Below are 26,182 nucleotides of genomic sequence, written 5' to 3' on the forward strand. Positions count from 1 at the left end.
TTTTCAGTTGACTGATGAGCGGAAACAAGTGGTTTATTTCGGTTTGCTGTTTCTTAACTACTGTAAGGCTGTTTCACTTGCATAAATTAATTTACGAGGATTCAGTTGGCGACGCTGTCATTGAACTAATTGAAGCATTGCTGGCAATTGGCTTATTTTTTATTGCCTGCTTCCATATTTATGACCGAACCGATTTAGGAATTACCAAACGACTGGCACCGATTTATTTATGGGCGTCTTCAGCAGCAATAGTGGCAATTTATGACTACTCGATAAATCACATTAAAAGTGCAACTAACTTCTTGTGCATTACAAGCGGGCATTTTGGTTTCGAAGAATTTTTCTTAAAAAAAGATGGGCGTTATATCTATCAGAATGCGAGTTTTCTAGGTAGCACCTATAACTACGGCACTTACACACGGCGCGACAGCATCATTACGCTATTACCCAACACATCACGAAATGCCCCCCAGCAACTCCAACTAATTATCAGGCCTTATAATGCTTCCTCAGCACCTGCCTTTAACAAACAAAGTCTAGTTTTTGCCATCAATCAAAACGGTAAGCCCAGGAAGTTTGATTCTGGATATCAAGGCCATCGTATTGTTGAACTGGCTAATGAATAGAAGAAGGTTGTAATGCCCGCCTCACCGCAGCGATACATCTCCCAAAACCTCACCAAACCCAACCCGCCATGTCGCTGTACATCGTTCTAATTGTCGTTGTTATTCTACTCTCCGGCATTCGCGTGGCGCAGGAATACGAGCGGGCGCTGGTATTTCGGCTGGGCCGTTTCACGGGGCTGCGCGGGCCGGGCATTTACTGGATAATCCCGTTCATCGAGCGCCAGCAAACCATTGACGTGCGCACCAAAACCGTGGATTTGGAGCAGCAGGAAACCATCACCAAGGACAGCGTGACCATCAAGGTGAACGCCGTGCTGTGGTTTCGGGTGGTGAACCCGGCCGATGCCATCATCAAGGTGGCCAATTTTAACCAGGCCGTTTATCAATTGTCCGTTACGGCGCTGCGCAATATTATTGGGCAGCACCAGCTCGATGAAGTATTGCGCGAGCGCGCCGCCATCAACGCCTCGCTGATGCAGATTGTGGACGCCGCCACCGAAAACTGGGGCGTGAAGATTGAACTGGTCGAAATCAAGGACGTGGAAATTCCGGAATCCATGCAGCGGGCCATGGCGCGCGAGGCCGAAGCCATTCGGGAGAAGCGCGCCCGCATCATCAAGGCCGAGGCCGAGCTGGAGGCGTCGATAAAGCTGACGCAGGGCGCGAAGCAGATGGAAGAAAGCCCCATTGCGCTGGAGCTGCGCCGCATGCAGATGCTGTCGGAAATCGGCATCGACAATAATACGACCACGGTGGTGCTTATTCCGTCGGAATTCACCAACGCGGCCAAGAGTTTCACGCAGATGGTCGGCCAGCAGGAAAAATAATTGCAAAGCCGGGCAACCAACAGACTGGTTTGCCAATCTATCAGGACGAAATCACCCTTTTTCCTTTCAATATTTATGAACAAACATTTCCTTTCCTGCCTCGGCTTTTGCTTACTGGGTTTCTCGGCCCAGGCCCAGTGGGTCAATCAGCCCGTCGGCTTCGCGGCCGACATAGCGCCCTTCTACATCGATGCGGTAGATGCAAACACGGCCTGGACCGTGGGCACGGGCATTGGCTCCACCTACTCGATACCCCAGGTGGCCCGTACCGCGGATGCCGGCCAGAACTGGACCGTGACCAACCTGCCCATCCAGACCGGTGCGGATGAGGACTTCACGGCGCTCTCGGCCATCAGCGCTACCACGGCTTGGATTACCACAGCTCTGAACAATAACTCGGGCGGGCGCATCCTGCGCACCACCGACGGCGGCCAGACGTGGACCGTCCAGAACAGCGCCACTGTATATGCCGCCCCCAGCAGCTACCCGGACCTGATTCACTTTTTCTCGGCCACCGACGGCGTGACCGTGGGCGACCCGCTGCCCGGGGCCACCCAAATGGAGATGTACACCACGGCCGACGGCGGCCTCACCTGGACGCCGGTGACCACCAGCCCCGCCACCCCACGGGGCGAATACCCGGTGAATACGGCGCCAGCAGTGGTGGGCAACCACATCTGGTTTGTCACCATTGCGGGACGCGTGTTCCATTCGCCAGACAAGGGCCTGACCTGGACCGTAGCCAACGCCGCCCCCAGCCTGGGCGGCCCGGCCACTCTCTCCTTCCGCGATGCCCAGAACGGGCTACTTTGCACGCTGGACGACACGGGGGGCCTCAACCACGGGCTGTACCGCACCACCGACGGCGGCACTACTTGGACCGCAGTTACTTACTCCGGCCCGCTGCACGGCGCTGGCCTGAGCATGGTGCCGGGCACCAACCAGTACGTATCGACCGGTGTCGACCTTGGCAACAGCGACCAGGGCTCGTCTTTCTCGCGCGACAATGGCCAGACCTGGGTAGCGCTCGAAAGCACTTTCAACCACATCGGTACCGAGTTTGTGAGCCCCACCGTGGGCTGGTCGGCGGGCATACAGATTAAGTCCTCGGGCGTGACGGGCGTGGTGAACCGCTACAGCGGCACGGCCCTGGCGACCCGCACCGATGCCGGCCTGCAAGCCAGCCTCACGGTAGCACCCAACCCGGCCCTGGGCGGCCGCTTCACGCTGCAAGCTGCCCGCACCACGGCCAGCCCCGCCACCGTGCGCGTGCTGGACGTGGCCGGCCGCCTCGTGCAAACGCAGGCCTGGACCAGCACCACGCCCCTCGCCCTCGACCTGAGCCGTGAGCCCGCCGGCATCTACGTGCTGGAGGTGCAGGCCGCCAGCGGCACCGCTCGCCAGAAAGTAGTGGTGCAGTAACTTCTGCCTGACCCTAAGAAAAACGCCCCGCATCATCTGCGGGGCGTTTTTTTGTGTGGAAACAAATGCAGCGGCGGGAAACAGAAGCACTATTTCTTGGCTCCGGCAGCGGTCAGCACTTCCTGGTTCAGGTGCGTGTATTCGGCTTTCGACACTTCGTTTTTATCGTCCTTCACAAATTCCATTGACTTGTTGGCAGCGGCGATGGCCTCCTGGTTTTTGCCCTGCTTCTGGAGCAGCTTAGCCTTCCAGTAATAGCCATAGTAGCTGGTGGGATTGGCTTTAATGAACTCATCGAGCCAGCCGATGGCGGGCGTGAGGTCTTTGCCGGTGTTGTAGTAATACTGCGCGGCCGACACGTAGGGCTTTTTTTCGCCCTTCATGGCCTGCTCAATCTGGCCCATCACCACGCGGTCGGGGTCGGCGATGATGGGCAGCGCCACCTGAGTGCGGTCCCAGGTCACGACGAGGTCGGCGGAGGCGGGCTTGAGGTTTTCCACGGTTAGGCTCATGGTTTCTACCGGCGCGGCCAGCTTGGTGGGTTTGGCTTTCACGCGCAGCACGTCGAGGGACTGCTTGTACTCGTAGCTGCCCCACTGGGCGGTGTCGCGGTTCAGGATGAAGGTCCACTCCTTGGCATCGGGGATGGTGAGCAGGGCGTAGGCCCCGGCCGGCACCACCTGGCCGTTGATTTTCACTTCCTCGCCAAAGCGCACTTTGGTAATGGTATTGGCCCCCGTGCGCCACACCGTACCATACGGAGCCACCCCGCCAAACGCCGTGCGGCCCCGCAACGAAGGCCGCGAATACGCCAGGTCGATGTAGGAAGTGGAGAAGTTCTGGTGGATGTGGGTGGTGGGGCTCAGCGGCGGGATGCTGAACTTGGTCTGGGCCTGGGCCACGGTGGTGAGCAGTAAGCCGGCGGCGAGGAGGTGTAAGGCGTGTTTCATACGCGCAAAGATGCGGTTTCGGGAGCGGGGTTGCGGCCTCCGTGCCGCGCCAATGCAGCCGTGACCAAACAAGCGCGCCACCAGCCCGTTACACTAAGTGGGGAGCGCCGCCGCACGTTCCGCGCCCCCGCTGCGGACTTATGAAGATTCTGCTCACCGGGGCCACCGGTTACATTGGCCAGCGCCTGCTGCCGCTGCTGGCCGAGGCCGGCCACGACATCATCTGTCTGGTGCGCGACCCGCGCCGCTTCGCCCTGCCCGAAACGCTGCCCGAAGCCCGGCACCCGCAGGTACATGTGGTGAAGGGCGACCTGCTCCGGCCCAAAACCCTGGCCGCCGTGCCCACCGATATCGACGCGGCCTACTACCTCGTGCACTCCATGAGCGGCGGCAACGAGGACTTTTTTCAGCAGGAGCAGCAGTCGGCCCGGAACTTCACCAACTACCTGAACACCACCACGGCCCGGCAGGTCGTCTACCTCTCCGGCATTGCCAACGACCACGACCTGAGCGTGCATCTCCGCTCCCGCCGCGCCGTGGAAAATGTGCTGGGCGCGGCCACTACCGCCCGGCTCACCGTGCTACGCGCCAGCATCATCATCGGCTCGGGGTCGGCATCTTTTGAGATTATTCGGGATTTGGTGGAGAAGCTGCCGGTGATGGTGACGCCGCGCTGGCTGAACTCGCGCTGCCAGCCCATTGGCATCCGCGACATCATGTTTTACCTCACCGCCGTGCTGGATAACCCTGCCTGTTTCGGCCGTGCCTTCGACGTGGGCGGCCCCGATGTACTCACCTACCGCCAAATGCTGCTGGGCCTGGCCGCCGAGCGCGGCTACCGGCGCTGGATTGTGACGGTGCCCGTGCTCACGCCCCGGCTGTCGTCGTGGTGGCTGTATCTGGTCACAAGCACCACGTTTTCACTGGCCCAAAGTCTGGTCGAGAGCCTGAAAAACGACACGGTGTGCGACCCCGCCAAAAGCATCGACGCCGTAATTCCGCACGAGTGCATGAACTACCGCGCCGCCCTGGCCCTGGCCTTCCAGCGCATCGAGCAAAACGAGGTAGTAAGCAGCTGGAGCGACGCGCTGAGCTCCGGCGTGATGCGCCAGAACTACATGGATGCCATTCAGATTCCCAAAAACGGCATGTTTTTCGACCGACAGCTCATGCCTTTTACCCGGCCGGTGGCGGAGGTGCTGGATAATATCTGGCGCATCGGCGGCGAGCGGGGTTGGTACAAAACCGACTGGCTATGGCGCATCCGGGGCCTGATGGACAAGGCCGTGGGCGGCGTGGGCCTGCGCCGGGGCCGCCGCTCGCCCAGCCGCCTCCGCGCCGGCGACCCGCTCGACTTCTGGCGCGTGCTGGTGGCCGATAAAGCCGGCCGCCGCCTGCTGCTGTACGCCGAGATGAAGCTCCCCGGCGAGGCCTGGCTGCAATTCCGCATCGTGGACCAGCCCGACGGCTCCCACGCCGTGGAGCAACTGGCCGCCTATCGCCCGCGCGGCCTGGCTGGGCGGCTGTACTGGTACGCGGTGCTGCCTTTCCACGGCATCATTTTCAAGGGCATGGTGAAGAATCTGGTGGAATACCGGGACGGCGCGGTGCCACCAGTGCAGCAGCCGGAACTGGCTCAGTCATGAATTTTCCGGCTACTATTAAAGCCTGAATAATTCACCATTACCCATTGCAAGTCAATGCATAAAAGCAATAGATAACTGGTTTTAAAGTCTGATACTTGCAGAAATCAGCTTGCAATAGCTTTAGGTAGAAAGGTAGGTTTAGGGGCTGCTATCCACAGCAGCCCTAACCGCCCTACCATGCTGCTCCCTTACGCGCCAAACCACGACTACTACACGCCGTTTTACCTGCTGGCCACGCTCACCAACGTGCTGCTGCTGCTCTGGGAAGGCTGGCGACGCGGCTTCCCGCTGCGCCCCTGGCTGACGCTGGTGGCGGCCAGCAGCCTGGCCCTCATCTTGGGCACCAAGCTTATCACCCACCCGTTGGGCGAATGGAGCAGCCTGTTATTCACGAACGCCCCCACCGACACGGCGCGCTCCATTCTGGGCGGCGGGCTGGCGGCGGCACTGGCAGTGGTGGCCCTGCGGCGCTGGCTGGGCCTGGGCTGGGCCGTGCTTGATGCGCTGGCCCTGCCCCTGTGCGCGGCCCTGGTGGTGCAATGCGTGGGCTGCGTGCTCACCGGCTGCTGCTTTGGCGAGCCCACTAACGCAGCCTGGGGCCTCACGTATGCGGCCGGCACCCCGCCGTGGTGGGCACAGGTGCAGGCGGGCTTGCTGCCGGTTACGGCGGCCCACAGCCTGCCCGTAGCGCCTACGCAATTGCTGGCCCTGCTGCTGTGCGCGGCGGTGGGCGGTGTGCTGCTGGCCACCCGCAAGCGCCGCTGGCCGGTGGGCTCGTGGTTGCTGCTGCAAACGGGCCTGCTGCTGCTGGGGCGCTTCGCCCAGGGCTTCTGGCGCGATGCGGCCAGTGAGCCGGTGGCGGGCCATGTGCACACGGTGCTGGGTGGCCGGTGGCTGGAGTTGCAACTGTGGCTGCTGCCGCTGGGGTTGCTGGCACTGGGGCTGTGGGCGTGGCGGGTGCGGCAGGGCAACACTATTACCATTTCAATTAATCCCGTCACCATCAATACAAACCCCATGCGACGGCTCATCACTGTGGCGGGTATGCTGGGAACCACGGCCTTGCTGGGACCGGCGGTACTTACGCTTCCGGAAGTACTGGCCGTGAAGGCTCTGCTGCTGGCAGTGCTGATTGCGGAAGCGGGGACGGCCCTGAGTCCCGTGGCGAATGCCCACAAACTTCGTTTGTCCGGGTTGCCACTCAGTCTGCTGCTCATCGGTGTTATTGCCATCACAACTGCACAGGCCCCGGCTCCGGAGCAAAGCCCGGACCCTAGCGGCCCTACTCATACCATTACTGTGACCGGGGGCGTGCTGGAAAACCATCACGATGCGGATGAGAAAATTCTAGTGAATAACTCCGGCTGCAGCGGTAGCCAGCGGCTGGCCCTGCAACAGGATGTAGCGGCCGTGGGCGGCGAAGTAGCTTTTGAAACCGCCGGAGAAACCAATGCATTTGGCCAGCCTACCAACAAAATCAATACCTGGGGCGGGGGCCTGTGGGTGGGTCAGCAGCGCATCAACGCACAGCCCTTACCCGACCCGAACGGCCGTTATCCCATCACCGACCGAGATACTACTTTCCACCATGCCCTGTTTGATGTTCACATTTACCGGCAAATTCACCGGGAAAACGGCTGGCGCAGCATAGATGCACGCTTTGGCCTGCACATGGGCCAGTTGGGATATTTCAGCTATTTTGGGGCTGGCGAGTCACAAGAGGGTACCTATGTGATGCCGGAACTCATGCTTCGGATGGGCAAGCCGTCGGTAGCCTTTGGACAGGCTGACTTTTGCTATGGAGCCGAAAACGCACTGGGTTCCTATACCTCACGCCTGGGGTTGGGCTCCGGCTTGGGCATTACGAATGGGCCACAGTTGCTGGTGGGCTACGCGCATTCGCCGCACAGCCCCAATCCAAGCATGGGGTTTGCCAGTGCCCTGCTGCGCCTGCCCAGCCGCCCCGCCCTCAGCCTGGAACCCTATTTTGCTACCGACCTGGGGCGGCACAACAGCTTCAGCCTGAAGCTGAACTATCGCATCAACCGCTAGCAACGCCAAACCCTATCCAAACACCGGCACCACGCGCCCCTCCTCCACCTTCAGCGCGGCGTCGTACTTGTTGCCGGTTTTAGAAGAGATAAAGCCGCGGATAACGCTGGTTTCGCCCTTGCGCAGCAGCTGCTTGAGCTGGGTTTCGGTGAGTTGCTTGCCGCCCCACTCGAAGGCCACGCGGAACTGACAGTCTTCGCGGAAGCGCGAGCAGCCGTAGGCCGTCTTGCCCTTGAGCATGGTGCCGAGCTTGCACACCGGGCACGGAATCAGGCCCGAATCGGGCGCGGCACCGGGCTTGCTGTCGGCCACCTGCAGCAGGATGGGCTGGAAGCTCGTATCGAGGCCAATGGCGGCGTCGAACTTCTGGCCCTCGGCCCCGATGAAGCCTTTCATCACCGGCGTGCGGCCTTTGGCAAGCAGGGCTTTCACCTGCGGGTCGCTCAGCTTCTTGCCGTGCACTTCGGCGGGCAGGCGGAAGGTGCAGCCCTCGCGGAAGCGCACGCAGCCGAAAGCCGTTTTGCCGCGCACGACGTGGCCGGTTTTGCAGGCCGGGCAGTAGCCCAGGCCGTTGGCGCCGGGCAGCGGAGCCGTGCCGGGGGCTTTGGCGGCTTTGGTACCGGTCATGCCGGCGGGCACTTTGCTGCTGCCGGCCTGGGCCTGCTGCACGGCCAGCTCGGCACTGCCGGACGTGACCATGCGGCCGCGGCCGTCGTTCTTTACTTCGGCCACCATCTCGCGCACCAGGGCCGAGAGCTCGCCCAGGAAGCCTTCCGACGACAGCTCGCCGCGCTCAATCTGGCGCAGCTTGTGCTCCCACTGGCCCGTAAGCTCGGCCGATTTCAGCGTGGGGTTCCGAATCAGGCCAATCAATTCCACGCCGGTGGGCGTGGGCGCGATGCGCTTTTTCTCGCGCTTGATGTAGTTGCGCTTGAACAGCGTTTCGATGATGGCGGCGCGGGTGCTGGGCCGGCCAATGCCGTTTTCCTTCATGGCCTGGCGCAGTTCTTCGTCGTCGATGTTGCGGCCCGCCGTTTCCATGCCGCGCAGCAGCGTGGCTTCGGTGTAGTCCTTGGGCGGCTGGGTCATTTTGCTTTCCAGGCGCGGGTCGTGGGGGCCGCTTTCGCCTTTCACGAAGTTGGGCAGCACCGTCGAAACGGCATCATCGTCGGCTTCGGCGGCACCGGCGGCACCTGGGGCGGGCGCGGGCTTGGGGGCGGCCTGCTGGGTGGGGTCGCCGTAGACCACGCGCCAGCCGGGGCTCAGAATCTGGCGGCCGCGCACACGGAAGGGTCGCTCGGCGGCTTCGGCGAGTACGGTCGTGTTGCTCACCTCGCAATCGGGGTAGAAGGCGGCAATGAAGCGGCGCGCAATGATGTCGTACACGCTGGTTTCCATGCCGCCGCCGGGGCCGGCCGCGCCGGTCGGGATGATGGCGTGGTGGTCGGTGACTTTGTTGTTGTTGAAAACCTTGGGCGTTTTCGGAATCTTATTCGCCAGCAGCGGGCCGGTGAGCGCATCATACCCGATGCCGCGCAGGATGCCTGGGATTTTCGGGTACTGGTCGTCGGGCAGGAAGGTGGTGTCGACGCGCGGGTAGCTCACCGCCTTCTTCTCGTAAAGGCCCTGCACAATTTTTAGCGTGTCTTCCGCAGACAAACCGAGCTGGTTGTTGCACTGCACCTGCAACGAGGTCAAATCGAACAGGCGCGGCGGCGATTCGCGACCTTTTTTAATTTCCACATCCGTGACGCGCAACGGGGCAGGGCGCACCGCTTCGAGGGCTTCTTTCGCTTCCTCTTCGGTCACGAAATAGCCCAGGGCGCGCAGGCGGCTCTTGGTATCGGGCGCGGCGTCGGCATCCTTGGCTTTGTCCGGCGACGCCATGTGGCTGAATAGGGTGCCCCGGTACTCGGTTTTTAGCACCCAGTAGGGCTCGGGGCGGAAGTTCTGGATTTCGTGCCAGCGCTCCACCAGCAGGGCCAGCGTGGGCGTTTGCACCCGCCCGATGCTCAGGAGCTGTTTGTCCTGGTAGGTGGTGTATTTGAGGGTGAAGAGGCGCGTGGCGTTCAGGCCCAGCAGCCAGTCGCCCACGGCGCGGCTCTTGCCGGCTTGATATAAAGAGTCGAATTCCTTTGCCTCGCGCAGGTTCTGGAAGCCTTGCCGGATGGCCTCCTCGGTGAGCGACGAAATCCAGAGGCGCTTCACGGGCTTGCGGCACTTGGCCTCCATCAATACCCAGCGCTGAATCACCTCCCCTTCCTGCCCGGCGTCGCCGCAGTTTATGACCTCGGTGGCCTCGTCCACCAGCTTCTTGATGGTGTGAAACTGCTTCACCACGCCCTCGTCGCGGCGCATGAGCTTGATGCCGAACGAGTCCGGAATCATGGGCAGGTTGTGCAGGCTCCAGCGCTTCCACTCGGGCTGGTAGTCGTCGGGCTCCTTGAGTTGGCAGAAGTGGCCGAAGGTCCAGGTCACCTGGTAGCCGTTGCCTTCCATGTAGCCGTCCATGCGGCGGGTGGCGCCCAGCACGGTGGCGATTTCACGGGCCACGCTGGGCTTTTCGGCAATGCAAACTATCACGGAATTCGGGTTGATTTTGGGGCTGCGCCGAAGTGCTTTCGGCGTAGGGAATCAACAAAGATAACCGTGAAAAAGGTCGGTTTAGGGGTGTACAGCAATTACCAACCGCGCAAAGCACTGATACCCCCACGCTCAGTAACGGGGGCTCAGGACTCCTATTTCTTTGGCTGGATACGAATACGTATTCCGTCGGCGGGGCGGCCGGAACGGCGGAGAGCGGCAGTATCCACTTTGAAGGGCGCCTGGTATGCCGTGCGCTTAGCCGCCGCGCCTTTGGGGTGGGACATTGCTTTTACCGGCGGCGTGCCGAGATGAGATGCCGGGGCTGTTTGGGCCTGAGCAGACCAGCCGAAGCTCATTGTGGCTACTGCAAGCAGGAAAGAAGCTATACGTTTCATCATAATGCACCTTTCAAGCTGAATGGATGATTAAGGAAGCAAATGCCCTGACAACAGGCAGCCGCAGCTTCTTAAGCAGCGGCCAATGGCAGCGTATTCATGGCCGGCCAAGTAGCGTTATCACCCCAAATTACGCGGTTTCCACGAAAGACTTACTTCCCCACCCCAGCCAGCACCGCCCGCAACTCGCGGTACAGCGTCTGGGCCAGGTAGCGGGCTTCGTCGAGGCGCGACTCGGCGTATTGGTGGGCTTCATCGGTGTTGGCCGTTTCCCACTCGTTCAACTCGGCCAGGGTGGCCAGACGGGTGAGCGACTGCTGCACGGTGGCATCGAGACGAGTGGGCAGGGCGGCGGGCACGGTAAAGCCGGCGGCCAGGGCGGCCTGCAGGCGCAGCAGCGTCTGGGCCACCTGGGCCAGGTCCTTTAGCAGGAGGCCCTCCGAGGGGGTGAGCTGGCGGGGGCGGCGGTCCATGACGCAGAGGCTGCCAACGGCCATCCCGTTGGGGGTGCGCAGGGCCTGCCCGGCGTAGAAGCCGAGGTTCATTTTCTGCGCCACAAAGGGGTTGACGAGGGCGCAGGGCGCAGTCGCGATGTCGCGGTATTCGGTGAGGCCGTCGCTAAGGATGGCCACTGAGCACATGCTGTCTTCGCGGTTCACCACCAGGGCTTCGGGCAGGCCCTCATTGCCGATGAACACCACGTCGTCGGCCCGCACCAGGCTCACCAGGGCAATGGGCATGTCGAAGAGCTTGGCCACGATGCTCACAAAATCATTGAACACCTCCTGCCCCGGCGTGCCCAGCACCTGGTAGGGCTGCAGGGCCGCGAGGCGCTCGTGTTCGTACGAAGGTATCAGGCCGGGGTATTGAGTGGGGTTCATGGGCAAGCGCAGGAATTCAGCCGCCAACTCCTTGAATGGGGGTAAAAGTTCGGCGGGAAGTGCAATGGCAAAGGTATTGGGCCGGGGATGATGGTTAGCTGAAATTATGCAACGGCTCCCCAGTGCTGGCCGAACGGGCACTTCTGCCCCACAACCGGCCGCCCGGGCCGCCGTAGAACCGGCACACCCTCCCCTATCATCTATGGCCCGTATCATCGTCGGTTTATTTACCAGCGCCTCCGAAGCGGAGTTTGCCGCCACGCAGGCGCAGACCGCTGGTCTTGCTCCTGGCAGCATCAGCATCGCCACCCAGCAAACCCTGCAAGCCCAAAACCTGCCCGATGCCGGCGCGCCCGCCGAGCCCTTCCGCGAAAGCGTGACGCGGTTTTTCACGGACCTGTTCAGCGGCAGTCAGCTCGATGATGCCCAGGCGCACATTGCCGCCACCGGCCCCGAGCACGCAGTAGTCACCATCGAAACCAACACGCCCGCAGAAGCCGAGCAGGCCCGCGCTGTCCTCGACCGCTGCGGGGCCGTGGACGTGTACAAGCAGCGCCCCCTCACTCCCACCGCTGCGGAGGGTGAAATTGACCTGGAAGGCGACCTCAGCCGCGTGCGCGATGATGAAGAGCTGGACGCCAACGGTCTGACCACGCATTGAGGGCTATGCGTTAGAAGCGTCTGTCATCCTGAGCGCAGCGAAGGACCTTATCACGTTGGCAACACGCCTGCATGAAGCCGCTCAAGCGTGATAAGGTCCTTCGCTACGCTCAGGATGACAGACGCCCTTAACTCTTAACTTCCTCCTGCGTCAGCCGCAGCTTGCTATTTTTCTTCCCGTAGCCGAAGTAGATAACCATGCCCAGCGCCAGCCACACCACCAGGCGCAGCCACGTTTCCCAGGGCAGCGAGGCCATCATCACCAGGCACACCACGATGCCGAGGATGGGCACCACCGGCACCCAGGGCGTGCGGAACGAGCGCGGCGCATCGGGGTTGGTGCGGCGCATGATGAGCACGCCGAGGCACACCATCACGAAGGCCAGCAGAGTGCCGATGCTCGTCATTTCGCCCACTACCGAGATGGGCACGAAGCCCGCAAACAACGCAATGAACGAGCCCAGCAACAGGCTGGACTGAAACGGCGTGTTGAACTTGGGGTGCAGCCGCGAGAACACCGGGGGCAGCAGTCCATCGCGCGACATCGAGAAAAACACTCGCGACTGCCCCAGCAAATCGACTAGAATAACCGACGTGTAGCCCACCAGAATGGCCAGAATCACGGCCGAGGACAGCCAGGCGTAGGGCGTTTTCTCGATGGCAATGGCCACCGGCGCGGCGCTGTTTTTGAACTCCGTGTAGTTGGCCAAACCGGTCAGCACGTGCCCGAACAGCACGAACAGCACCGTGCACACCGCCAGCGAGCCAAGGATGCCAATGGGCATGTTCCGTTGCGGGTTCTTGGTTTCCTGCGCCATGGTGGCCACAATGTCGAAGCCGATGAAAACGAAGAAGATAACGCCCGCCCCGCGCAGAATCCCACTCAGCCCGAACTCGCCGAAGGTGCCCGTATTGGCCGGGATGTAGGGTTGGTAATTGGCAGGGTCGATGTAGCGCCAGCCCAGCGCGATAAACACCAGCACCACGGCCACCTTCAGGGCCACCACCAGCGCATTGAACCACGCCGAGCCTTTGGTGCCGCGCGTGACGATGGCCGTGATGGCCAGCACAATGAGCATGGCCGGCACATTCACGTAGCCGCTCACGGTACTGCCATCCGCCAGCGTAGCCGACTCAAACGGCGACATCACCAGTCGCGCCGGAATGTGCAGCCCGTACTTCCCGAGAAATTTGATGAGGTACTGCGACCAGCTGATGGCCACCGTGGCCGCGCCCACCGAGTATTCGAGCACCAAGTCCCAGCCGATAATCCAGGCGAACAGCTCGCCCATGGTGGCATACGAATAGGTGTAGGCCGAGCCCGAAACAGGCACCAGCGCCGCAAACTCGGCATAGCACAGCGCGGAAAAAGCACAGCCCACGGCTGCCACGATGAAGGAAATGGTAACGGCCGGCCCCGCGTTATTGGCCGCCGCGATGCCGGTGAGCGAGAACAGGCCCGCCCCAATGATGACCCCGATGCCGATGGCAATCAGGCTCACGCCGTTCAGGCTGCGTTTGAGGGTGTTCGCCCCCGTTTCGGCGGCTTCCGTGCGGAGCAGCTCCAGTGATTTTTTCAACATAACAGATGGAAACGCGCCACGCCACCGCTCCACCCGGAGCGGCCATGCCGCAAAGCAAAAAGCCCGTAAAAAGGAATGAAACCGCGCCGGCCGTAGCCTCAGCTACGCGGCGCTACTGCCCGAAATCAACAGCAACAACAGCCCGCAAACATCCGGCCCATTGATAACAAACGGGCACGAAAAACACCAGAAAAAGCAATCGAAGCAGCGGAAACGGCAGGCACGGCAGTTGTTTTTATATGGTCAGGAATTGGCACCGGGCCGCGGTTGCGGGTGGTTGCCGGCGCGTCGTCGAGCCTGTCTCTCAGCGCCTCTGTATAAAAACAATCCTTCCGGGAGGAGGAATTGATGGGGCAAAGGTAAGGCCGGACGGGCCAAAAGCTCTAACGCGAAACCTCACCCCCGGCTCCTCTCCACTGGGAGAGGGGAGTTGCAACGGCGCTATAATGCCTTCCTCATAAAGCAAAAAAGGCCCTGACTCGATTGAGTCAGGGCTTTCTTGAACATTGTCGGCGGGCTTCTCTCTCCCTTATGGAGAGGGGTCGGGGGTGAGGCTTTACACCAAAGGCCGTTATTTCCGCAGGGCCACGCGCACACCGGCCATCAGCCAGCGGCCGGGCATCTGGGCCCCCAGCAGGTCGGAGTATTTCGCATCGAATAAGTTCTGGGCCTGGCCCACCACCCACAGGCGCTCGGGCAGCAGCGCCACGTCGAGGCGGCCGTTGATGACCACGTAGTCAGGGGTGAGCTGGGCGTCGTTCACGGCAGCGCTGGGCACGGTGTTCTGGCTGGCACGCTGCTTATACACCCCGCCCAGACTGGCCGTGAAACGGCGGTGTACCAGGCTCAGATTGCCGCTGATGAGCTGCCGGGCCACGTTGCTCAGGTATTGCGACACGATGCTGCCGTCCACGTTCAGGTGAGTGTAGGTGTAGCCCACGCTGCCTTCGAGGCGCAGGCCTTGGCTGAGCTGGGCGCGGGTGCTGGCTTCAAATTCGAGGCCCTGCGTGCTCACGGCAAACAGGTTCTGGGCGTAGCGATAGGTGCTGGCCGGGTTCAGGTTGGTGAAGCCGCTGCCGGCCTGCACTTCGGTGCCGGGCGTGGCCACGTAGTCAATCAGGTTGCGGCCGTAGCGGTTGAAGTAGGTGCCGCGCAGCACGAGGGCCGGCAGCGGGTGGAAGTCCAAGCCGCCTTCGTAGCTCCAGGTGCGCTCGGCTTCGAGGCCGGGGTTGCCCACGTTGAAGCCGTTAGGCACGATGCCGGGCCGGATGGCCGAGTTGTACTGCTCGGTAAAATTCGCCGCCCGGATAGCGCGGCCCACGGCGGCGCGCACGGTCAGCTTCTCGCCCAGCAACTGGCTGGCCGTGAGCTGGGGCAGCACTTCGGTGCCATAGGCCCGGTCGTGGTCGAGGCGCAGGGCGGCGGTCAGGTTCAGGCCGGCGGTGGGCATGAGGCCGGCCACGGCAAATGCGCCCTGGTGCCACACGGCGTGGTCGCCCCGGTCGTTGCTGCGCACGCTGCGGCGGTCGGCCTGGCCGCCCAGGGTCAACTGCACCTTGTCGGAAAAGCGCAGCTGGTGCTGGCCCTGCACGTTGAGGTAGTGCATGAGGTGGTCGCTGGCCGCCGAGGTAGGCGTGTACACGTAGTAGTCGGTGCTGCTGGTGCCCACCAGCTGCAATTCGGTGCGGGCGCGGGCGCTCCATTCGTAGCGCAGCTGGCCCTGGTACCAGTCGCGCGAGGTGGTTTCGCGGGCGCGGTCGCCGGCATTGGTGGTATAGAAGTTCTGGGCGTTGTAGTCGCGCCGGTCGAAGCTGGCGCGGGCGGCGGCGCTGAATTTGGGGCTGATTTGGTAAGCGCCCGAAAGCGAATAGGTGTTTAGCTTGAAATCGTTGCGCAGGCCGCCGGGAAGGTTCAGCAGCTGGCCACTGGCGGTGTTGTTGAGGATGCCGCCGGCCAGGCGCAGTCCTTTGTCCTGGCCATAAAAGCCCGCGTTGGTGGTTTTCAAATCGTACTCGCCAGCCATAAACGTGCCGCCGATTTCCACGCCATCGGGCCGGTGGGTGGCCGCAAATGTTTTGGTGACGATGTTGACGAAACCGCCCACGGCATCGGGGCCGTAGAGGGCCGCGCCGGGGCCGCGCACCACTTCAATCTGTTCAATTTCGGCCGGCGTAATAGGTAGGTAGCCCGCGAAGTGGCCCGTGAGCGGGTCGTTCAGCCGCATGCCATCCAGCAGAATCAGCACCTGGTTGAAGGTGGAGCCGCGCAGGGTAATGTCGGCCTGGGTGCCGAAGTTGCCCCGGCTTTGCATCTCGATGGCCGGCAGCAGACGCAGCAAGTCGTCGAGCGAGGCCACCGGGTACTGGCTGAGCGCGCGGCCGGGCACTACGGTCACGTAGCGGCCGGTCTGGCCGGCTACCTGGTCGAGGCGGGTGCCGTAAACGGTGACTTCGTTCAGGGCACGGGTGCTGTCGGCCGGGGTGCTTTGCGCGAGGGCGTTAAAGGTGAAAAAGGTGCAGAAAAGTGGGGTGGCGTAGTGCGTGAGTCGCATTCATTGGTGGGTTGGTGGGGATGCAAAGCTACGGTAGGGCTTGTAGCGCGGACTTTGTAGTCCGCGGCTCGCTGCCCCGCAGCGAATGATTACCGACTGCCATCGCCCAGATATTCTGCGTTTTCGCATTCGCCGTAGCGCAGCGAGCCGCGGACTACAAAGTCCGCGCTACTTTCGCCTTCGCGTCAGGCAACGTTGCTCACGCCGCCGTGTCCTTCGCGCGAAATCCATTTTCACTCACCCGAAGTTTCTCTATGAAGCACCTTTTCGCGCTGGGCCTGCTGAGCCTGGCGGCATCCACGCCGGCTTTCGCGCAGGCTCCCACCCCGCCCGCTGCCAAGCCCGAATCTCCCTACCGCGCCTCGGCCACCAAAGTCAACGACCTGGTGCACACCAAGCTCGACGTGCGTTTTGACTATGCCAAACGCCACCTGCTGGGCAAAACCTGGATTACCCTCAAGCCCCACGCCTACCCCACCGACTCGCTGCGCCTCGATGCCAAGGGCATGGACATCAACGCGGTGGCCCTGATGAATGGCACCGCGCAAACGCCGCTCAAATACGATTACGCCGATGGCATGAACCTGCGCATCAACCTCGGCCGCACCTTCAAGCCGGGCGAGGAATACACGATTTACATCGACTACGTGTCGAAGCCCGACGAGCTGAAAGTGAAGGGCTCGGCTGCCATCACCGATGCCAAGGGCCTGTACTTCATCAACCCCGACTCGACCGTGAAAGGCAAGCCGGTGCAAATCTGGACGCAGGGCGAGACCGAAGGCTCGTCGGCCTGGTTCCCGACCATCGACCGCCCCAACCAGAAAACCACCGAGGAAATCTCGATGACCGTGCCCGCTAAGTACGTCACGCTCAGCAACGGCCGGATGGTGAGCAGCACGCCCGCCGGCCCCGGCCTGCGCACCGACGTGTGGAAAATGGAGCTGCCGCACGCGCCCTACCTGTTCATGATGGCGGTGGGCGACTTCAAAATTTATAAGGACACCTGGCGCGGCAAGGAGGTTAATTATTACCTCGAGCCCAAGTACGCGCCCTTCGCCAAGCAGATTTTCGGCAACACGCCCGACATGATGGAGTTCTACTCCAACCGCCTCGGCGTGGAGTATCCGTGGAATAAATACAGCCAGATTGTGGCCCGCGACTACGTGAGCGGCGCCATGGAAAACACCACCGCCACGCTGCACGGCGAGCAGGTGCAAATGACCGACCGCGAGCTGATTGACCGCGAGTACGGCTCCGAATCGGTGATTGCGCACGAGTTGTTTCACCAGTGGTTTGGCGACTATGTGACAGCCGAAAGCTGGTCCAACATCACCGTGAACGAGACGATGGCCGACTTCTCGGAAGGCCTCTACGCCGAGCACAAGTACGGCAAGGACGCCGCCGATGCTCACTACTACCGCTACCTGCGCCGCTACCTGGCCAGCCCCCGCGATGCCGCCAAAACCCTCGTGCGCTTTCACTACGACGAGCAGGAGGAGGTTTTCGACCTGGTGAGCTACCAGAAAGGCGGCGCTATTATGGATATGTTGCGCACCTATCTGGGCGACGACGTGTTCTTTGCCGGCCTCCAGAAATATCTTAAGGACAATGCCCTCGGCAATGGCGAAGCGCACCAGATGCGCCTCGCGTTTGAAGCCGTGTCGGGCCAAGACCTGAACTGGTTCTGGAACCAGTGGTACTTCGCGCCGGGCCACCCCATCGTAACCATCGACTACGCGTGGGATGCGGCCAAAAAGGCCGAAACTGTGACCGTGAAGCAGACCCAGACGGGCCAGACCTTCCGCCTGCCCTTCACCATCGACTACTACGTGGGCGGCAAGGTGATGCACCAGCCCGTGAACATGACGGAGGCCACCCAGACCTTCACCATGCCCCTTTCGGCCAAGCCCGACCTGGTGAACGTGGACGCCAACAAGAAGACGCTGTGGCTGAAAACCGACAATAAAACCGCCGCCGAATACGCCTTCCAGTACGCCCACGCACCCCTGTTTGTGGACCGCCGCGAGGCTATCGACGCTGCCGCCAAGGACCAGACCATTGCCGCCAACCGCGCCACGCTGCTGGCCGGCATCAACGACAAGTTTTACAACAACCGCCTGGCCGCCGTGGAGGCGTTGAAGCTGGATAATAAGGACGTAGCCAAAGTGGCTGCTCCCGCCCTGCGCAAGCTCGCCGCTTCCGAAAAAGAACCTTGGGTGCAGGCTTCGCTGCTGGGCGCTATGGCCAAGCTAAAGGATAAAAAAGACGAAGCCTACATCACCAAGCAGCTCAACAGCCAGTCGTACAACGTGCAGGGCGCTGCCCTGCGCGCCCTGGCCGCGGTGCAGCCCGCTCAGGCCCTGAGCCGCGCCAAAGCCCTCGAAGCTACTGCGCAAGGCTCCGTAGCCCAATCCGTAACCGAAGTGTATGCCAAGGCCGGCGGCCAGGCCGAATGGGCCTTCGTGCGCGATAAGTTTGACGCCGCCCGCCCGCAAAACAAGTTCAGCATGATGGAGCCGCTGGCCACCATCACCGGCCGCCTCGACGATGCCGCTTCCATCAACGAAGGCATCACCCGCCTCAAGGACTTGGGCATCAAATACAAAATGTATGGTGCCGACAAACCGGTTTTGAACTATCTGCAAGGCATTGCCAAAGCCCAGGCCGGCCGCCCGCAGGCAGCCAGCACCCAGCAAGCCGTCGACCAGGCTGTGGCCGCCGTGCAGGCAGCCAAGTAGCCGCGTGACGTACTTCCAGAATGCAAAAAAGCCCTGCCGCAATGTGCGGCAGGGCTTTTTTGTGGGTGGTTGGTAGGTAATCGGGGAAAACGAAAGGATTGGAGCGAGCCTATTTCTTTTCGGCTACGGCTTTTTTATCACCCACTACTTCCTTTGCCGGGTCGTGCTTGGGGCCTTCGTAGGAATTGGCATCTTTATCAGGCGCGGAGCTCACCGCCTCGGTCGCGTAGATGTGCTCCATTTCGTTTATCACGTCGTCGCCGTCCACGTTCAGGTCTTTGAGCACGCCGTCGGCAATGTCGTACACGAGGCCGTGCAGGCGGGGCGGGTTGTCGCCGCGCATGGCGTTCTGGATGATGTTGGTTTTGGCCAGGTTACGCACCTGCTCAATCACGTTCAGCTCCACCAGGCGGCGGGCCCGCTGGGTGTCGTCCTTAATGCGCAGGTACTCGGCTTCGTGGGTCCGAATTACGTCGCGGATGTTCACCAACCAGTTATCAATCAGGCCGTACTGTTTATTAGCGGCCGCCGCGGCCACACCGCCGCAGCCGTAGTGGCCCACCACCAGAATGTCCTGCACGCCCAGCACTTCCACGGCGTATTGCAGCACGCTCAGCAGGTTCATGTCGGTGTGCACCACCAGGTTGGCAATGTTGCGGTGCACGAACATCTCGCCCGGCCCGGTGCCGGTGATGCCGGAGGCCGGCACCCGCGAATCGGAGCAACCGATGAATAAGTATTTCGGCTTCTGACCATTGGCCAGATTCTTAAAAAAGTTGGGGTCCGAGGCGTTGCGGTCCGAAACCCATTTCTTGTTGTTTTCGAGAATTTTGCTGATTCCAGCCATGATTGAGAGTTTTTTTAGCGCCGGCTGCGCTGCTGAAACAGCTGCCGGGCGTATTGTGCGCCGCAACCCTGTGGGACGGCGGCGCAATAAGGCGCTGCCCAAGGTAGCACCAATTAGTGGTTGCGAATTCGTTACTGGAGCATTCTACGGCGAGAGCGTAGGCACTGTTCAGGCAATGCGGCGGCGGTAATCTTGCCCGTTATTGGCCGTGCGGCGGGGGCCAAGTGGCCGCGTACCACGCGAAAACGTGAGCACAGGCGCGGCGGCCGCCACCGGGGGCATTCCACTGATGCCAGCTTCGGGGCCAGAAACCGGAGCATCAGCGGGCAGCTTCTGGGGCGGGCTGGTGCTTTGGTCGGTCATAAATAATGAGCATTAAGATTAGGTCAGCAAATGCCTTGATTAAATACCAGGATGTCAGCGCCGGAGCTGCTAGTGTGCCCCCAGCGCCACCTGCCGAATGCCGCGCAACTCAAGCATAATGCCCCGGGCCGGGGCCGCCTGCCGGAAGGCTTCGATGGCTTCGAGCACGTCGTGGTCAATAACATCAGAGCGGGTGCCGTCGAGGATGACGCGGCTGTCGGCGGGCAGTTGGTCCAACGTGGTCACGATGCTGGCTTTGTTGAGGAAGGAGACGTGCTCGGGCAGACGCAGGTGCAGCGGGGCGGCGGGGTCTTCGGCGTTGTCCTCCGAGTCGTCGCGACGCAGGTACGAACCGGCCTTGGCATTATCTTTCAGGATGAAGAAGAAGCCCAGCACCAGCCCGATGCTCACGCCCTTCAGCAAATCGGTGAAAAGCACCGCCACGATGGTGATGATGAAGGGCATGAACTGCGCCCAGCCCAGCTGCCACTGCTTGCGGTAGAGCGCGGGCGTGGTCAGCTTGAAGCCCACCAGCAGCAGCACGGCGGCCAGCGCCGAAAGCGGAATCAGGTTCAGCACCGCGCCCATGAACAGCAGGCTCGTGAGCAGCAGCAGGCCGTGGATGAAAGCGGACATTTTGCTCTGCGCGCCGGCCGCGATGTTGGCCGATGAGCGTACGATAACGGCCGTGAGTGGCAGGCCACCCAGCAGGCCGCTCACCAGGTTGCCCGCGCCTTGCGCCAGCAGCTCGCGGTTGGTGGGCGTGTGGCGCTTCTGTGGGTCGAGGTTGTCCACGGCCTCCACACTGAGCAGCGTTTCGAGCGAAGCCACGATGGCAATGGTGAAGGCCACGCCGTAGGTGACCGGTTTGCGCAGGGCGTTGAAATCGGGGAAGGTCATCTCGCTGGCCAGCTGGCCCAGCGACGACAGCACCGGCAGCTTCACCAAGTGCTCGGGACGCACCTGCAGCGCGGGAGCCACGGTTTTCAGCAGTTGGTTGATGCCCACCGCCGCCAGCACGGCCACCAGCGCGCCCGGCACCAGCCGCGACCAGGACTGGCGCTTCACGGGGGCCGTGTTCCACAGCAGCAGGATAATCAGCGACACCACGCCCACCAGCACCGAGCCGGGGCTCAGCCCCTTAAGTGCTGCGCCAATGGCCGAAAAGGTATTCAGGCCATTGAACTGCAGGAAGTTCATATCCTCAAAATAGTCGGCATCGGCTCCAAAAAAGTGCGGTAGCTGCTTCAGAATGAGAATGATGCCGATAGCAGCCAGCATACCGCGAATGACGGCCGCCGGGAAGTAGAGGGCAATGATGCCCGCCCGCGCCAGCCCCAGAATAATCTGGATAACGCCTGCCACCACCGTGGCCGCCAGCACCGCCGGCCACGAGCCCAGCGTGGCAATAGCCGACAGCATCACCACCGTGAGCCCAGCCGCCGGCCCGCTCACGCTCACCGCCGAGCCGCTCAGCAGACTCACCAGCACGCCACCCACGATGCCCGCAATCACGCCCGCCAGCAGTGGCGCGCCCGAGGCCAGCGAAATACCCAGGCACAGCGGCAGCGCCACCAGAAATACCACCAGCCCCGCCGGCGCATCCTGCCCGATGGTGCTAAACAGCGACGCCTTTGGCCGGGGCTCGCTGGGAGCCGCCGGAGCGGCAATGGGAGTGCCGGTTTGGGCCGGCGAAGAAATTACTTGGGTCATAGCCTTGTAAGTGCAGCCAAAGCCGAAAACCTGGCTTTGAGGGAATTCTGAATACAAGGTTACCGAGGCGCTATTAAGGTCGAATTAAAGGGAAATTAAAAGGAAATTAAAACCGGACTGCAAGCCTGCAATGGCAAAAGGCCCGGTCATGTCGAGCGCAGCCGAGGCATGACGGTTCTACTCAGGTATGCTCCAGCACCGGCCATTCCAGCCACACCTGCGTGCCCTGCCCAAGCTCGCTTTCCACCCGCACCGTGCCGCCGTGCAGCGCCATGATGCGCGCCGCCAGCGGCAGCCCAATGCCGTGTCCCGGCACCGCCCGCGCCGATGCCGCTCGGAAAAACGGCACGAACACCTGCTGCAAATCGGCGGCGGAGAGGCCCGGCCCTTCGTCGCTCACCAGCAGCGAGAGGTGCTGGCGGGTGCGGGACAGGGTGGCCGTCACGGTGCCCCCGCTTTGCTTCGAGAATTTGCAGGCATTGTCCAGCACGTTGAGCACGGCCGAGAGCAGCAGCGCCTCGTTGCCGCGCACGATGAAGGATTCGGCCTCGCCAAAATCAAGGTCGACGCGGCAGGTGGGATGGCGGCGCAGCAGCTGCTCGTGGGCCTGCAGCAGCAGCTCGTCGAGGCGCACGGCGGCCATGGGCACTTGCGAGGGGTCGTCGGAAGCGCGGGCAATCTGCAGCAGGCCGTTGGTGAGGCTGTTGAGCTGCCGGGCCGAATCGAGGGTGCTTTGCAGCACGCGGCGGTACTCGGCCGGCGGCCGCTCGGCTTGCAGCAGCGACACTTCCAACTCGCCGATGAGGGCCGTGAGCGGTGTGCGCAACTCGTGCGAGGCATCGCGCACGAAGGTGCGCTGGCCCACGAAAGCGGCCTCCAGGCGGTCGAGCAGGCGGTTGAAACGTTGAGTAAGCAGGCCAATTTCGTCGGTGGTTTCGCCGGTGCGGGTCAGGCGCTGGCTCAGGTCGGTGGCGGTGATGCCGTCGACTTCGCGCACCATTCGGCGCAGCGGGCGCAGGGCCCGCCCGGCAAAAAACCAGCTGCCCGCGCCCGCTGCGGCCACCGCTGCCAGAAACCCCAGCGCCAGCAGTTGCCGCAGCTCGTCCAGCTGCTGGCGGCTGTCTTCATCCACCGACGAGGCCACCACCACCAGCGGCCCCATACGGGCATCGCGGTAGAGCAGGCCCACGGTTTCGTGGTAGTTGGTTTCGGGCTCCAGCACGGCCTGGCCGGTGCGGCGCACCTCGGCCAGCCAGGCCGGCGGCGCGGGCCGGGCATCCCCCTGCCCTTCCCGAAAAACCAACCGGTTTTGGGCATCATACACCCGCCCCTGCTCGGCGGGCAGCGTGCGGTAGAGCTGGCGCAGGTAGCGGCGGTACGAGGCTTCTTCGCCCACATCGGCGCGGCCTTCCTGACCGGCTACGTAGGCGTGCCCCACCACCAGCGTGCGCTTGAACAGGCTCTGCGTAAACTCATTACGCCGCGACTGCTGCGTGGCGAAGTAGATAACCAGCGTGAACAACAGCAGCGTCACGGCCAGAATGGAGCCAAACTGGAGCGCAAGACGGAGGCGAATGGACATATTTTAATAGTCTGTCATTGCGAGCGAAGCGCGGCAATGACAAGCGGCTGCTTATCCCTCGGTTTTCATCACGTAACCCATTCCCACCAGCGTGTGAATCAGCTTGGGCTCAAAGCCCTTGTCCACCTTTTTCCGCAGGAAATTGATGTACACATCAATCACATTCGAGCCCGTATCGAAACTCAAATCCCAGACGTGCTCCAGCAAATCGGCCCGCGAAACCACGCGGTTTTGGTTGCGCAGCAGGTATTCCAGCAGCGCAAACTCGCGGGCGGTGAGCTGGATGGCCTGGCCGGCGCGCTCCACGCGCTTGGCGCCGGGGTCGAGGGTGAGGTCGGCCAGATGCAGGACGGCTTTGGGGGCAGGCGCTTCGGTACGGCGGCGCACAAGGGCGCGCAGGCGGGCCAGAAGCTCGTCGAAAGCAAAGGGTTTGACGAGGTAGTCGTCGGCGCCGGCGTCGAGGCCGCGGATTTTGTCGTCGGTTTCGCCCAGCGCGGTGAGCATGAGGATGGGCACGCCGGGGTCGTGGGCGCGCACCTGGCGGCACACTTCGAGGCCGCTGAGGCCGGGCAGCATCTGGTCCAGAATCAGGCAGTCGTAGCGGTTTTCCTGGGCGCGGCGCAGGCCCAGCAGGCCATCGGCGGCGAGGTCGACGGTGTAGTCCTGCTCCGTCAGGCCCTGGTGCAGGAAGGCGGCTACCGAGGGTTCGTCTTCAACTAAAAGGATTTTCATGGGGCCGGAAGGTAGCGCCGTTTTGGAAAACCGGCCGCGTGGGCAGTCATCGGCGAGCTGCGTTATGAGGGGAATATAGGCAGGCAATGAAGCTGGGTTAAAACGTTGTATTTCCGATAATACAACCATTTTACGGCTGCGATATAAGCAGCGGCAGGAGTTTCTATGAATTGCCGGAATTTTCATTCGGTCTCCGTTATTATTGATTTTCAACCCTTCTGGTTTACCTGGTTGTGCTTACTTGAGAATACATCGCAGTCAACTGCATCGCCGGCTAGAACAAGGAGGAAAAAGCGCCCGTAGGCAGTAACAGTACCTGCCATCTTCTAGCTATTCTTCATTATGAGCCAAGTTACCCAAGCTCCGCTGGCCCCACCGCCAGTGGTCCTGGCCCCCACCCAGCCCGTCAGTCTCAACATTAACGGCCAGGCCCACACCCTGCAAATCGCGCCCTGGACCACCCTGCTCGACGCTCTGCGCGAGTACCTTGACCTGACCGGCACCAAGAAAGGTTGCGACCACGGCCAATGCGGTGCCTGCACGGTGCTGGTCGATGGCAAGCGCGTGAATTCCTGCCTTTCCCTGGCCGTGATGCACGAAGACTCGCACATCCAGACCATCGAAGGCCTCGGTACCGAGGATAAACTGAGCCCGCTGCAACAGGCCTTCATCGACCACGACGCTTTCCAGTGCGGCTACTGCACCCCGGGCCAGATTTGCTCGGCCCAGGGCCTTATCAACGAAGGCAAGGCCAAAACCGAAGCCCAAGTGCGTGAACTGATGAGCGGCAACGTGTGCCGCTGCGGCGCCTACAGCAACATCCTGAGCGCCGTGATGGAAGTACTTAGTAACGAAGGATTAATCATTGAGGACAAAGCCTGGTCGGCCGGCGCGGCGAAGCCCGATATGGCCCCGGTTGAACCGCCGAAGAAATAATCCTTCACTCCTCATTTCAGTTAAGATGAATAGTTTCACTTTCACCCAAGCCACCGCCGTGGCCGGTGCCGTGCAGGACAAAGCCGCACACGACGACGCGGCCTACATCGGCGGCGGTACCAACCTGATTGACCTGATGAAGGAAAACGTGGCCCGCCCCACGCACCTCATCGGCCTCAAAAAGCTGGGTCTCGACACCATCGAAGCCACGTCCGATGGCGGCCTGCGCCTCGGCGCTCTCGCCACCAACGCCGACACCGCCTGGCACCCCGAAGTAGAAAAACGCTACCCGCTGCTGAACCAGGCCATTCTGGCCGGGGCCAGCCCGCAGCTGCGCAACATGGCCACCGACGGCGGCAACCTCATGCAGCGCACCCGCTGCTACTATTTCTACGACCTGGCCACGCCCTGCAACAAGCGCGAGCCCGGCTCGGGCTGCTCAGCCATCGGCGGCTATAATCGCGTGTGCGGCATCCTGGGCACCAGCGACCAGTGCATCGCCACCCACCCGTCGGATATGTGCGTGGCCCTGGCTGCTCTCGACACCACCGTGCGCGTGAGCGGCCCGAACGGCGAGCGCACCATCAAGTTCGAGGATTTCCACCGCCTGCCCGGCGACCACCCCGAGCGCGACAACACCCTAGAGCCCGGCGAGCTCATCACCGGCCTAGACTTGCCCGCCAAGGGCTTCGAGAAAAACTTCAGCTACTTGAAGCTGCGCGACCGCACCAGCTACGCCTTCGCTCTCGTGAGTGTGGCAGCGGCGCTGGAGTTGGAAGGCACCCTCATCAAGGATGCCCGCCTGGCACTGGGCGGCGTGGCGCACAAGCCCTGGCGCGACAAGGAGGCCGAGGCCATGCTCATTGGTCAGCGCGCCACCGCCGACACCTTCCGCCGCGTGGCAGCCAAGGTGCTCGAAAACGCCAAAGGCTACGGCGCCAACACGTTTAAGATTGAGCTGGCCAAGTGTGCTATCGTGCGCGCCCTCAAGCAAGCCACTGAAATGAATCAGGTGCTCGACACCAACGCATTCCAAAACTCGAATCCTTAACCGTCCACCGGTTAGGGTAATTGAACTGTGGCCGAACGATG

At 62.0% G+C, this 26,182-nt stretch carries 19 protein-coding genes and 1 riboswitch; of the genes, 9 read left to right on the forward strand and 10 right to left on the reverse strand.

Annotated features, from left to right (window positions below; all coding sequences use genetic code 11):
• Nucleotides 1–14: 14 nt before the first annotated feature.
• The 3 genes from ACYVM5_RS20180 to ACYVM5_RS20190 all read left to right on the forward strand — a co-directional run bounded on the left by ACYVM5_RS20180 (nucleotide 15) and on the right by ACYVM5_RS20190 (nucleotide 2,875).
• On the forward strand, nucleotides 15–626 hold the full coding sequence (locus ACYVM5_RS20180) for a hypothetical protein (protein WP_460619880.1): 612 nt from the start codon (nucleotides 15–17) through the stop codon (nucleotides 624–626).
• Nucleotides 627–694: 68 nt separating this feature from the next.
• A complete protein-coding gene (locus ACYVM5_RS20185; protein ID WP_460619881.1) occupies nucleotides 695–1,453 on the forward strand; it encodes a slipin family protein in 759 nt (252 codons plus the stop codon).
• Nucleotides 1,454–1,528: 75 nt separating this feature from the next.
• Complete coding sequence (locus ACYVM5_RS20190; RefSeq protein WP_460619882.1) at nucleotides 1,529–2,875, forward strand: T9SS type A sorting domain-containing protein; 1,347 nt, start codon at nucleotides 1,529–1,531, stop codon at nucleotides 2,873–2,875.
• Nucleotides 2,876–2,964: 89 nt separating this feature from the next.
• On the opposite strand, the gene ACYVM5_RS20195 is transcribed toward ACYVM5_RS20190, so the two are convergent.
• Nucleotides 2,965–3,825 carry a DUF2911 domain-containing protein gene (locus tag ACYVM5_RS20195; protein WP_460619883.1) on the reverse strand — a complete coding sequence of 287 codons (861 nt, stop codon included), beginning with the start codon at nucleotides 3,823–3,825 and terminating at the stop codon, nucleotides 2,965–2,967.
• A gap of 140 nt (nucleotides 3,826–3,965) precedes the next feature.
• Here ACYVM5_RS20195 and ACYVM5_RS20200 point away from each other — a divergent pair, with 140 nt between their 5' ends.
• A complete protein-coding gene (locus ACYVM5_RS20200) occupies nucleotides 3,966–5,471 on the forward strand; it encodes an SDR family oxidoreductase (RefSeq protein ID WP_460619884.1) in 1,506 nt (501 codons plus the stop codon).
• 177 nt (nucleotides 5,472–5,648) lie between these two features.
• Nucleotides 5,649–7,523: a prolipoprotein diacylglyceryl transferase family protein gene (locus ACYVM5_RS20205; protein ID WP_460619885.1), complete on the forward strand. Its 1,875-nt coding sequence runs from the start codon at nucleotides 5,649–5,651 to the stop codon at nucleotides 7,521–7,523.
• A 12-nt stretch (nucleotides 7,524–7,535) separates the two neighbouring features.
• On the opposite strand, the gene ACYVM5_RS20210 is transcribed toward ACYVM5_RS20205, so the two are convergent.
• Both ACYVM5_RS20210 and ACYVM5_RS20215 read right to left on the reverse strand, forming a co-directional pair.
• Nucleotides 7,536–10,106, reverse strand: a complete 2,571-nt coding sequence (locus ACYVM5_RS20210; protein ID WP_460619886.1) for a type IA DNA topoisomerase — start codon at nucleotides 10,104–10,106, stop codon at nucleotides 7,536–7,538.
• 550 nt (nucleotides 10,107–10,656) lie between these two features.
• Complete coding sequence (locus ACYVM5_RS20215) at nucleotides 10,657–11,385, reverse strand: hypothetical protein (protein ID WP_460619887.1); 729 nt, start codon at nucleotides 11,383–11,385, stop codon at nucleotides 10,657–10,659.
• Between the two features lie 202 nt (nucleotides 11,386–11,587).
• Between ACYVM5_RS20215 and ACYVM5_RS20220 the strand changes: the two genes are divergently transcribed.
• Complete coding sequence (locus tag ACYVM5_RS20220; RefSeq protein ID WP_460619888.1) at nucleotides 11,588–12,046, forward strand: hypothetical protein; 459 nt, start codon at nucleotides 11,588–11,590, stop codon at nucleotides 12,044–12,046.
• 127 nt (nucleotides 12,047–12,173) lie between these two features.
• On the opposite strand, the gene ACYVM5_RS20225 is transcribed toward ACYVM5_RS20220, so the two are convergent.
• Both ACYVM5_RS20225 and ACYVM5_RS20230 read right to left on the reverse strand, forming a co-directional pair.
• Nucleotides 12,174–13,628 (reverse strand): amino acid permease, encoded by a 1,455-nt coding sequence (locus tag ACYVM5_RS20225; protein WP_460619889.1) that lies wholly within the window; start codon nucleotides 13,626–13,628, stop codon nucleotides 12,174–12,176.
• A 232-nt stretch (nucleotides 13,629–13,860) separates the two neighbouring features.
• Nucleotides 13,861–13,952, reverse strand: a riboswitch (SAM riboswitch).
• A gap of 247 nt (nucleotides 13,953–14,199) precedes the next feature.
• A complete protein-coding gene (locus tag ACYVM5_RS20230) occupies nucleotides 14,200–16,179 on the reverse strand; it encodes a TonB-dependent receptor plug domain-containing protein (protein WP_460619890.1) in 1,980 nt (659 codons plus the stop codon).
• Nucleotides 16,180–16,433: 254 nt separating this feature from the next.
• Here ACYVM5_RS20230 and ACYVM5_RS20235 point away from each other — a divergent pair, with 254 nt between their 5' ends.
• Nucleotides 16,434–18,917, forward strand: a complete 2,484-nt coding sequence (locus tag ACYVM5_RS20235) for a M1 family aminopeptidase (RefSeq protein ID WP_460619891.1) — start codon at nucleotides 16,434–16,436, stop codon at nucleotides 18,915–18,917.
• A 109-nt stretch (nucleotides 18,918–19,026) separates the two neighbouring features.
• Here ACYVM5_RS20235 and ACYVM5_RS20240 read toward each other — a convergent pair whose 3' ends face one another.
• From ACYVM5_RS20240 to ACYVM5_RS20260, 5 genes are all read right to left on the reverse strand, one after another.
• Nucleotides 19,027–19,764, reverse strand: a complete 738-nt coding sequence (locus tag ACYVM5_RS20240) for a carbonic anhydrase (RefSeq protein ID WP_460619892.1) — start codon at nucleotides 19,762–19,764, stop codon at nucleotides 19,027–19,029.
• A 168-nt stretch (nucleotides 19,765–19,932) separates the two neighbouring features.
• Nucleotides 19,933–20,127: a hypothetical protein gene (locus ACYVM5_RS20245; protein WP_460619893.1), complete on the reverse strand. Its 195-nt coding sequence runs from the start codon at nucleotides 20,125–20,127 to the stop codon at nucleotides 19,933–19,935.
• A gap of 69 nt (nucleotides 20,128–20,196) precedes the next feature.
• Entirely contained in the window at nucleotides 20,197–21,840 is a 1,644-nt protein-coding gene (locus ACYVM5_RS20250; RefSeq protein ID WP_460619894.1) for a SulP family inorganic anion transporter, read from the reverse strand.
• A 181-nt stretch (nucleotides 21,841–22,021) separates the two neighbouring features.
• Complete coding sequence (locus tag ACYVM5_RS20255) at nucleotides 22,022–23,422, reverse strand: sensor histidine kinase (RefSeq protein WP_460619895.1); 1,401 nt, start codon at nucleotides 23,420–23,422, stop codon at nucleotides 22,022–22,024.
• A gap of 51 nt (nucleotides 23,423–23,473) precedes the next feature.
• The gene (locus ACYVM5_RS20260) at nucleotides 23,474–24,154 is read right to left on the reverse strand and encodes a response regulator transcription factor (protein WP_460619896.1); all 681 of its coding nucleotides are present in this window, start codon (nucleotides 24,152–24,154) and stop codon (nucleotides 23,474–23,476) included.
• Between the two features lie 342 nt (nucleotides 24,155–24,496).
• Here ACYVM5_RS20260 and ACYVM5_RS20265 point away from each other — a divergent pair, with 342 nt between their 5' ends.
• The gene (locus ACYVM5_RS20265; protein WP_460619897.1) at nucleotides 24,497–25,090 is read left to right on the forward strand and encodes a (2Fe-2S)-binding protein; all 594 of its coding nucleotides are present in this window, start codon (nucleotides 24,497–24,499) and stop codon (nucleotides 25,088–25,090) included.
• A 25-nt stretch (nucleotides 25,091–25,115) separates the two neighbouring features.
• Nucleotides 25,116–26,141, forward strand: a complete 1,026-nt coding sequence (locus tag ACYVM5_RS20270) for an FAD binding domain-containing protein (RefSeq protein ID WP_460619898.1) — start codon at nucleotides 25,116–25,118, stop codon at nucleotides 26,139–26,141.
• The last annotated feature ends 41 nt before the right edge of the window (nucleotides 26,142–26,182 follow it).

The sequence above is a fragment of the Hymenobacter ruber genome, assembly GCF_054783255.1.

Coding starts and splice junctions, on each gene's coding strand:
- ACYVM5_RS20260 (WP_460619896.1), bottom strand. CDS start 24,154: ATGAAAATCCTTTTAGTTGAAGACGAACCCTCGGTAGCCGCCTTCCTG.
- ACYVM5_RS20200 (WP_460619884.1), top strand. CDS start 3,966: ATGAAGATTCTGCTCACCGGGGCCACCGGTTACATTGGCCAGCGCCTG.
- ACYVM5_RS20235 (WP_460619891.1), top strand. CDS start 16,434: ATGAAGCACCTTTTCGCGCTGGGCCTGCTGAGCCTGGCGGCATCCACG.
- ACYVM5_RS20185 (WP_460619881.1), top strand. CDS start 695: ATGTCGCTGTACATCGTTCTAATTGTCGTTGTTATTCTACTCTCCGGC.
- ACYVM5_RS20180 (WP_460619880.1), top strand. CDS start 15: ATGAGCGGAAACAAGTGGTTTATTTCGGTTTGCTGTTTCTTAACTACT.
- ACYVM5_RS20250 (WP_460619894.1), bottom strand. CDS start 21,840: ATGACCCAAGTAATTTCTTCGCCGGCCCAAACCGGCACTCCCATTGCC.
- ACYVM5_RS20190 (WP_460619882.1), top strand. CDS start 1,529: ATGAACAAACATTTCCTTTCCTGCCTCGGCTTTTGCTTACTGGGTTTC.
- ACYVM5_RS20255 (WP_460619895.1), bottom strand. CDS start 23,422: ATGTCCATTCGCCTCCGTCTTGCGCTCCAGTTTGGCTCCATTCTGGCC.
- ACYVM5_RS20245 (WP_460619893.1), bottom strand. CDS start 20,127: ATGACCGACCAAAGCACCAGCCCGCCCCAGAAGCTGCCCGCTGATGCT.
- ACYVM5_RS20270 (WP_460619898.1), top strand. CDS start 25,116: ATGAATAGTTTCACTTTCACCCAAGCCACCGCCGTGGCCGGTGCCGTG.
- ACYVM5_RS20265 (WP_460619897.1), top strand. CDS start 24,497: ATGAGCCAAGTTACCCAAGCTCCGCTGGCCCCACCGCCAGTGGTCCTG.
- ACYVM5_RS20195 (WP_460619883.1), bottom strand. CDS start 3,825: ATGAAACACGCCTTACACCTCCTCGCCGCCGGCTTACTGCTCACCACC.
- ACYVM5_RS20215 (WP_460619887.1), bottom strand. CDS start 11,385: ATGAACCCCACTCAATACCCCGGCCTGATACCTTCGTACGAACACGAG.
- ACYVM5_RS20220 (WP_460619888.1), top strand. CDS start 11,588: ATGGCCCGTATCATCGTCGGTTTATTTACCAGCGCCTCCGAAGCGGAG.
- ACYVM5_RS20230 (WP_460619890.1), bottom strand. CDS start 16,179: ATGCGACTCACGCACTACGCCACCCCACTTTTCTGCACCTTTTTCACC.
- ACYVM5_RS20205 (WP_460619885.1), top strand. CDS start 5,649: ATGCTGCTCCCTTACGCGCCAAACCACGACTACTACACGCCGTTTTAC.
- ACYVM5_RS20225 (WP_460619889.1), bottom strand. CDS start 13,628: ATGTTGAAAAAATCACTGGAGCTGCTCCGCACGGAAGCCGCCGAAACG.
- ACYVM5_RS20240 (WP_460619892.1), bottom strand. CDS start 19,764: ATGGCTGGAATCAGCAAAATTCTCGAAAACAACAAGAAATGGGTTTCG.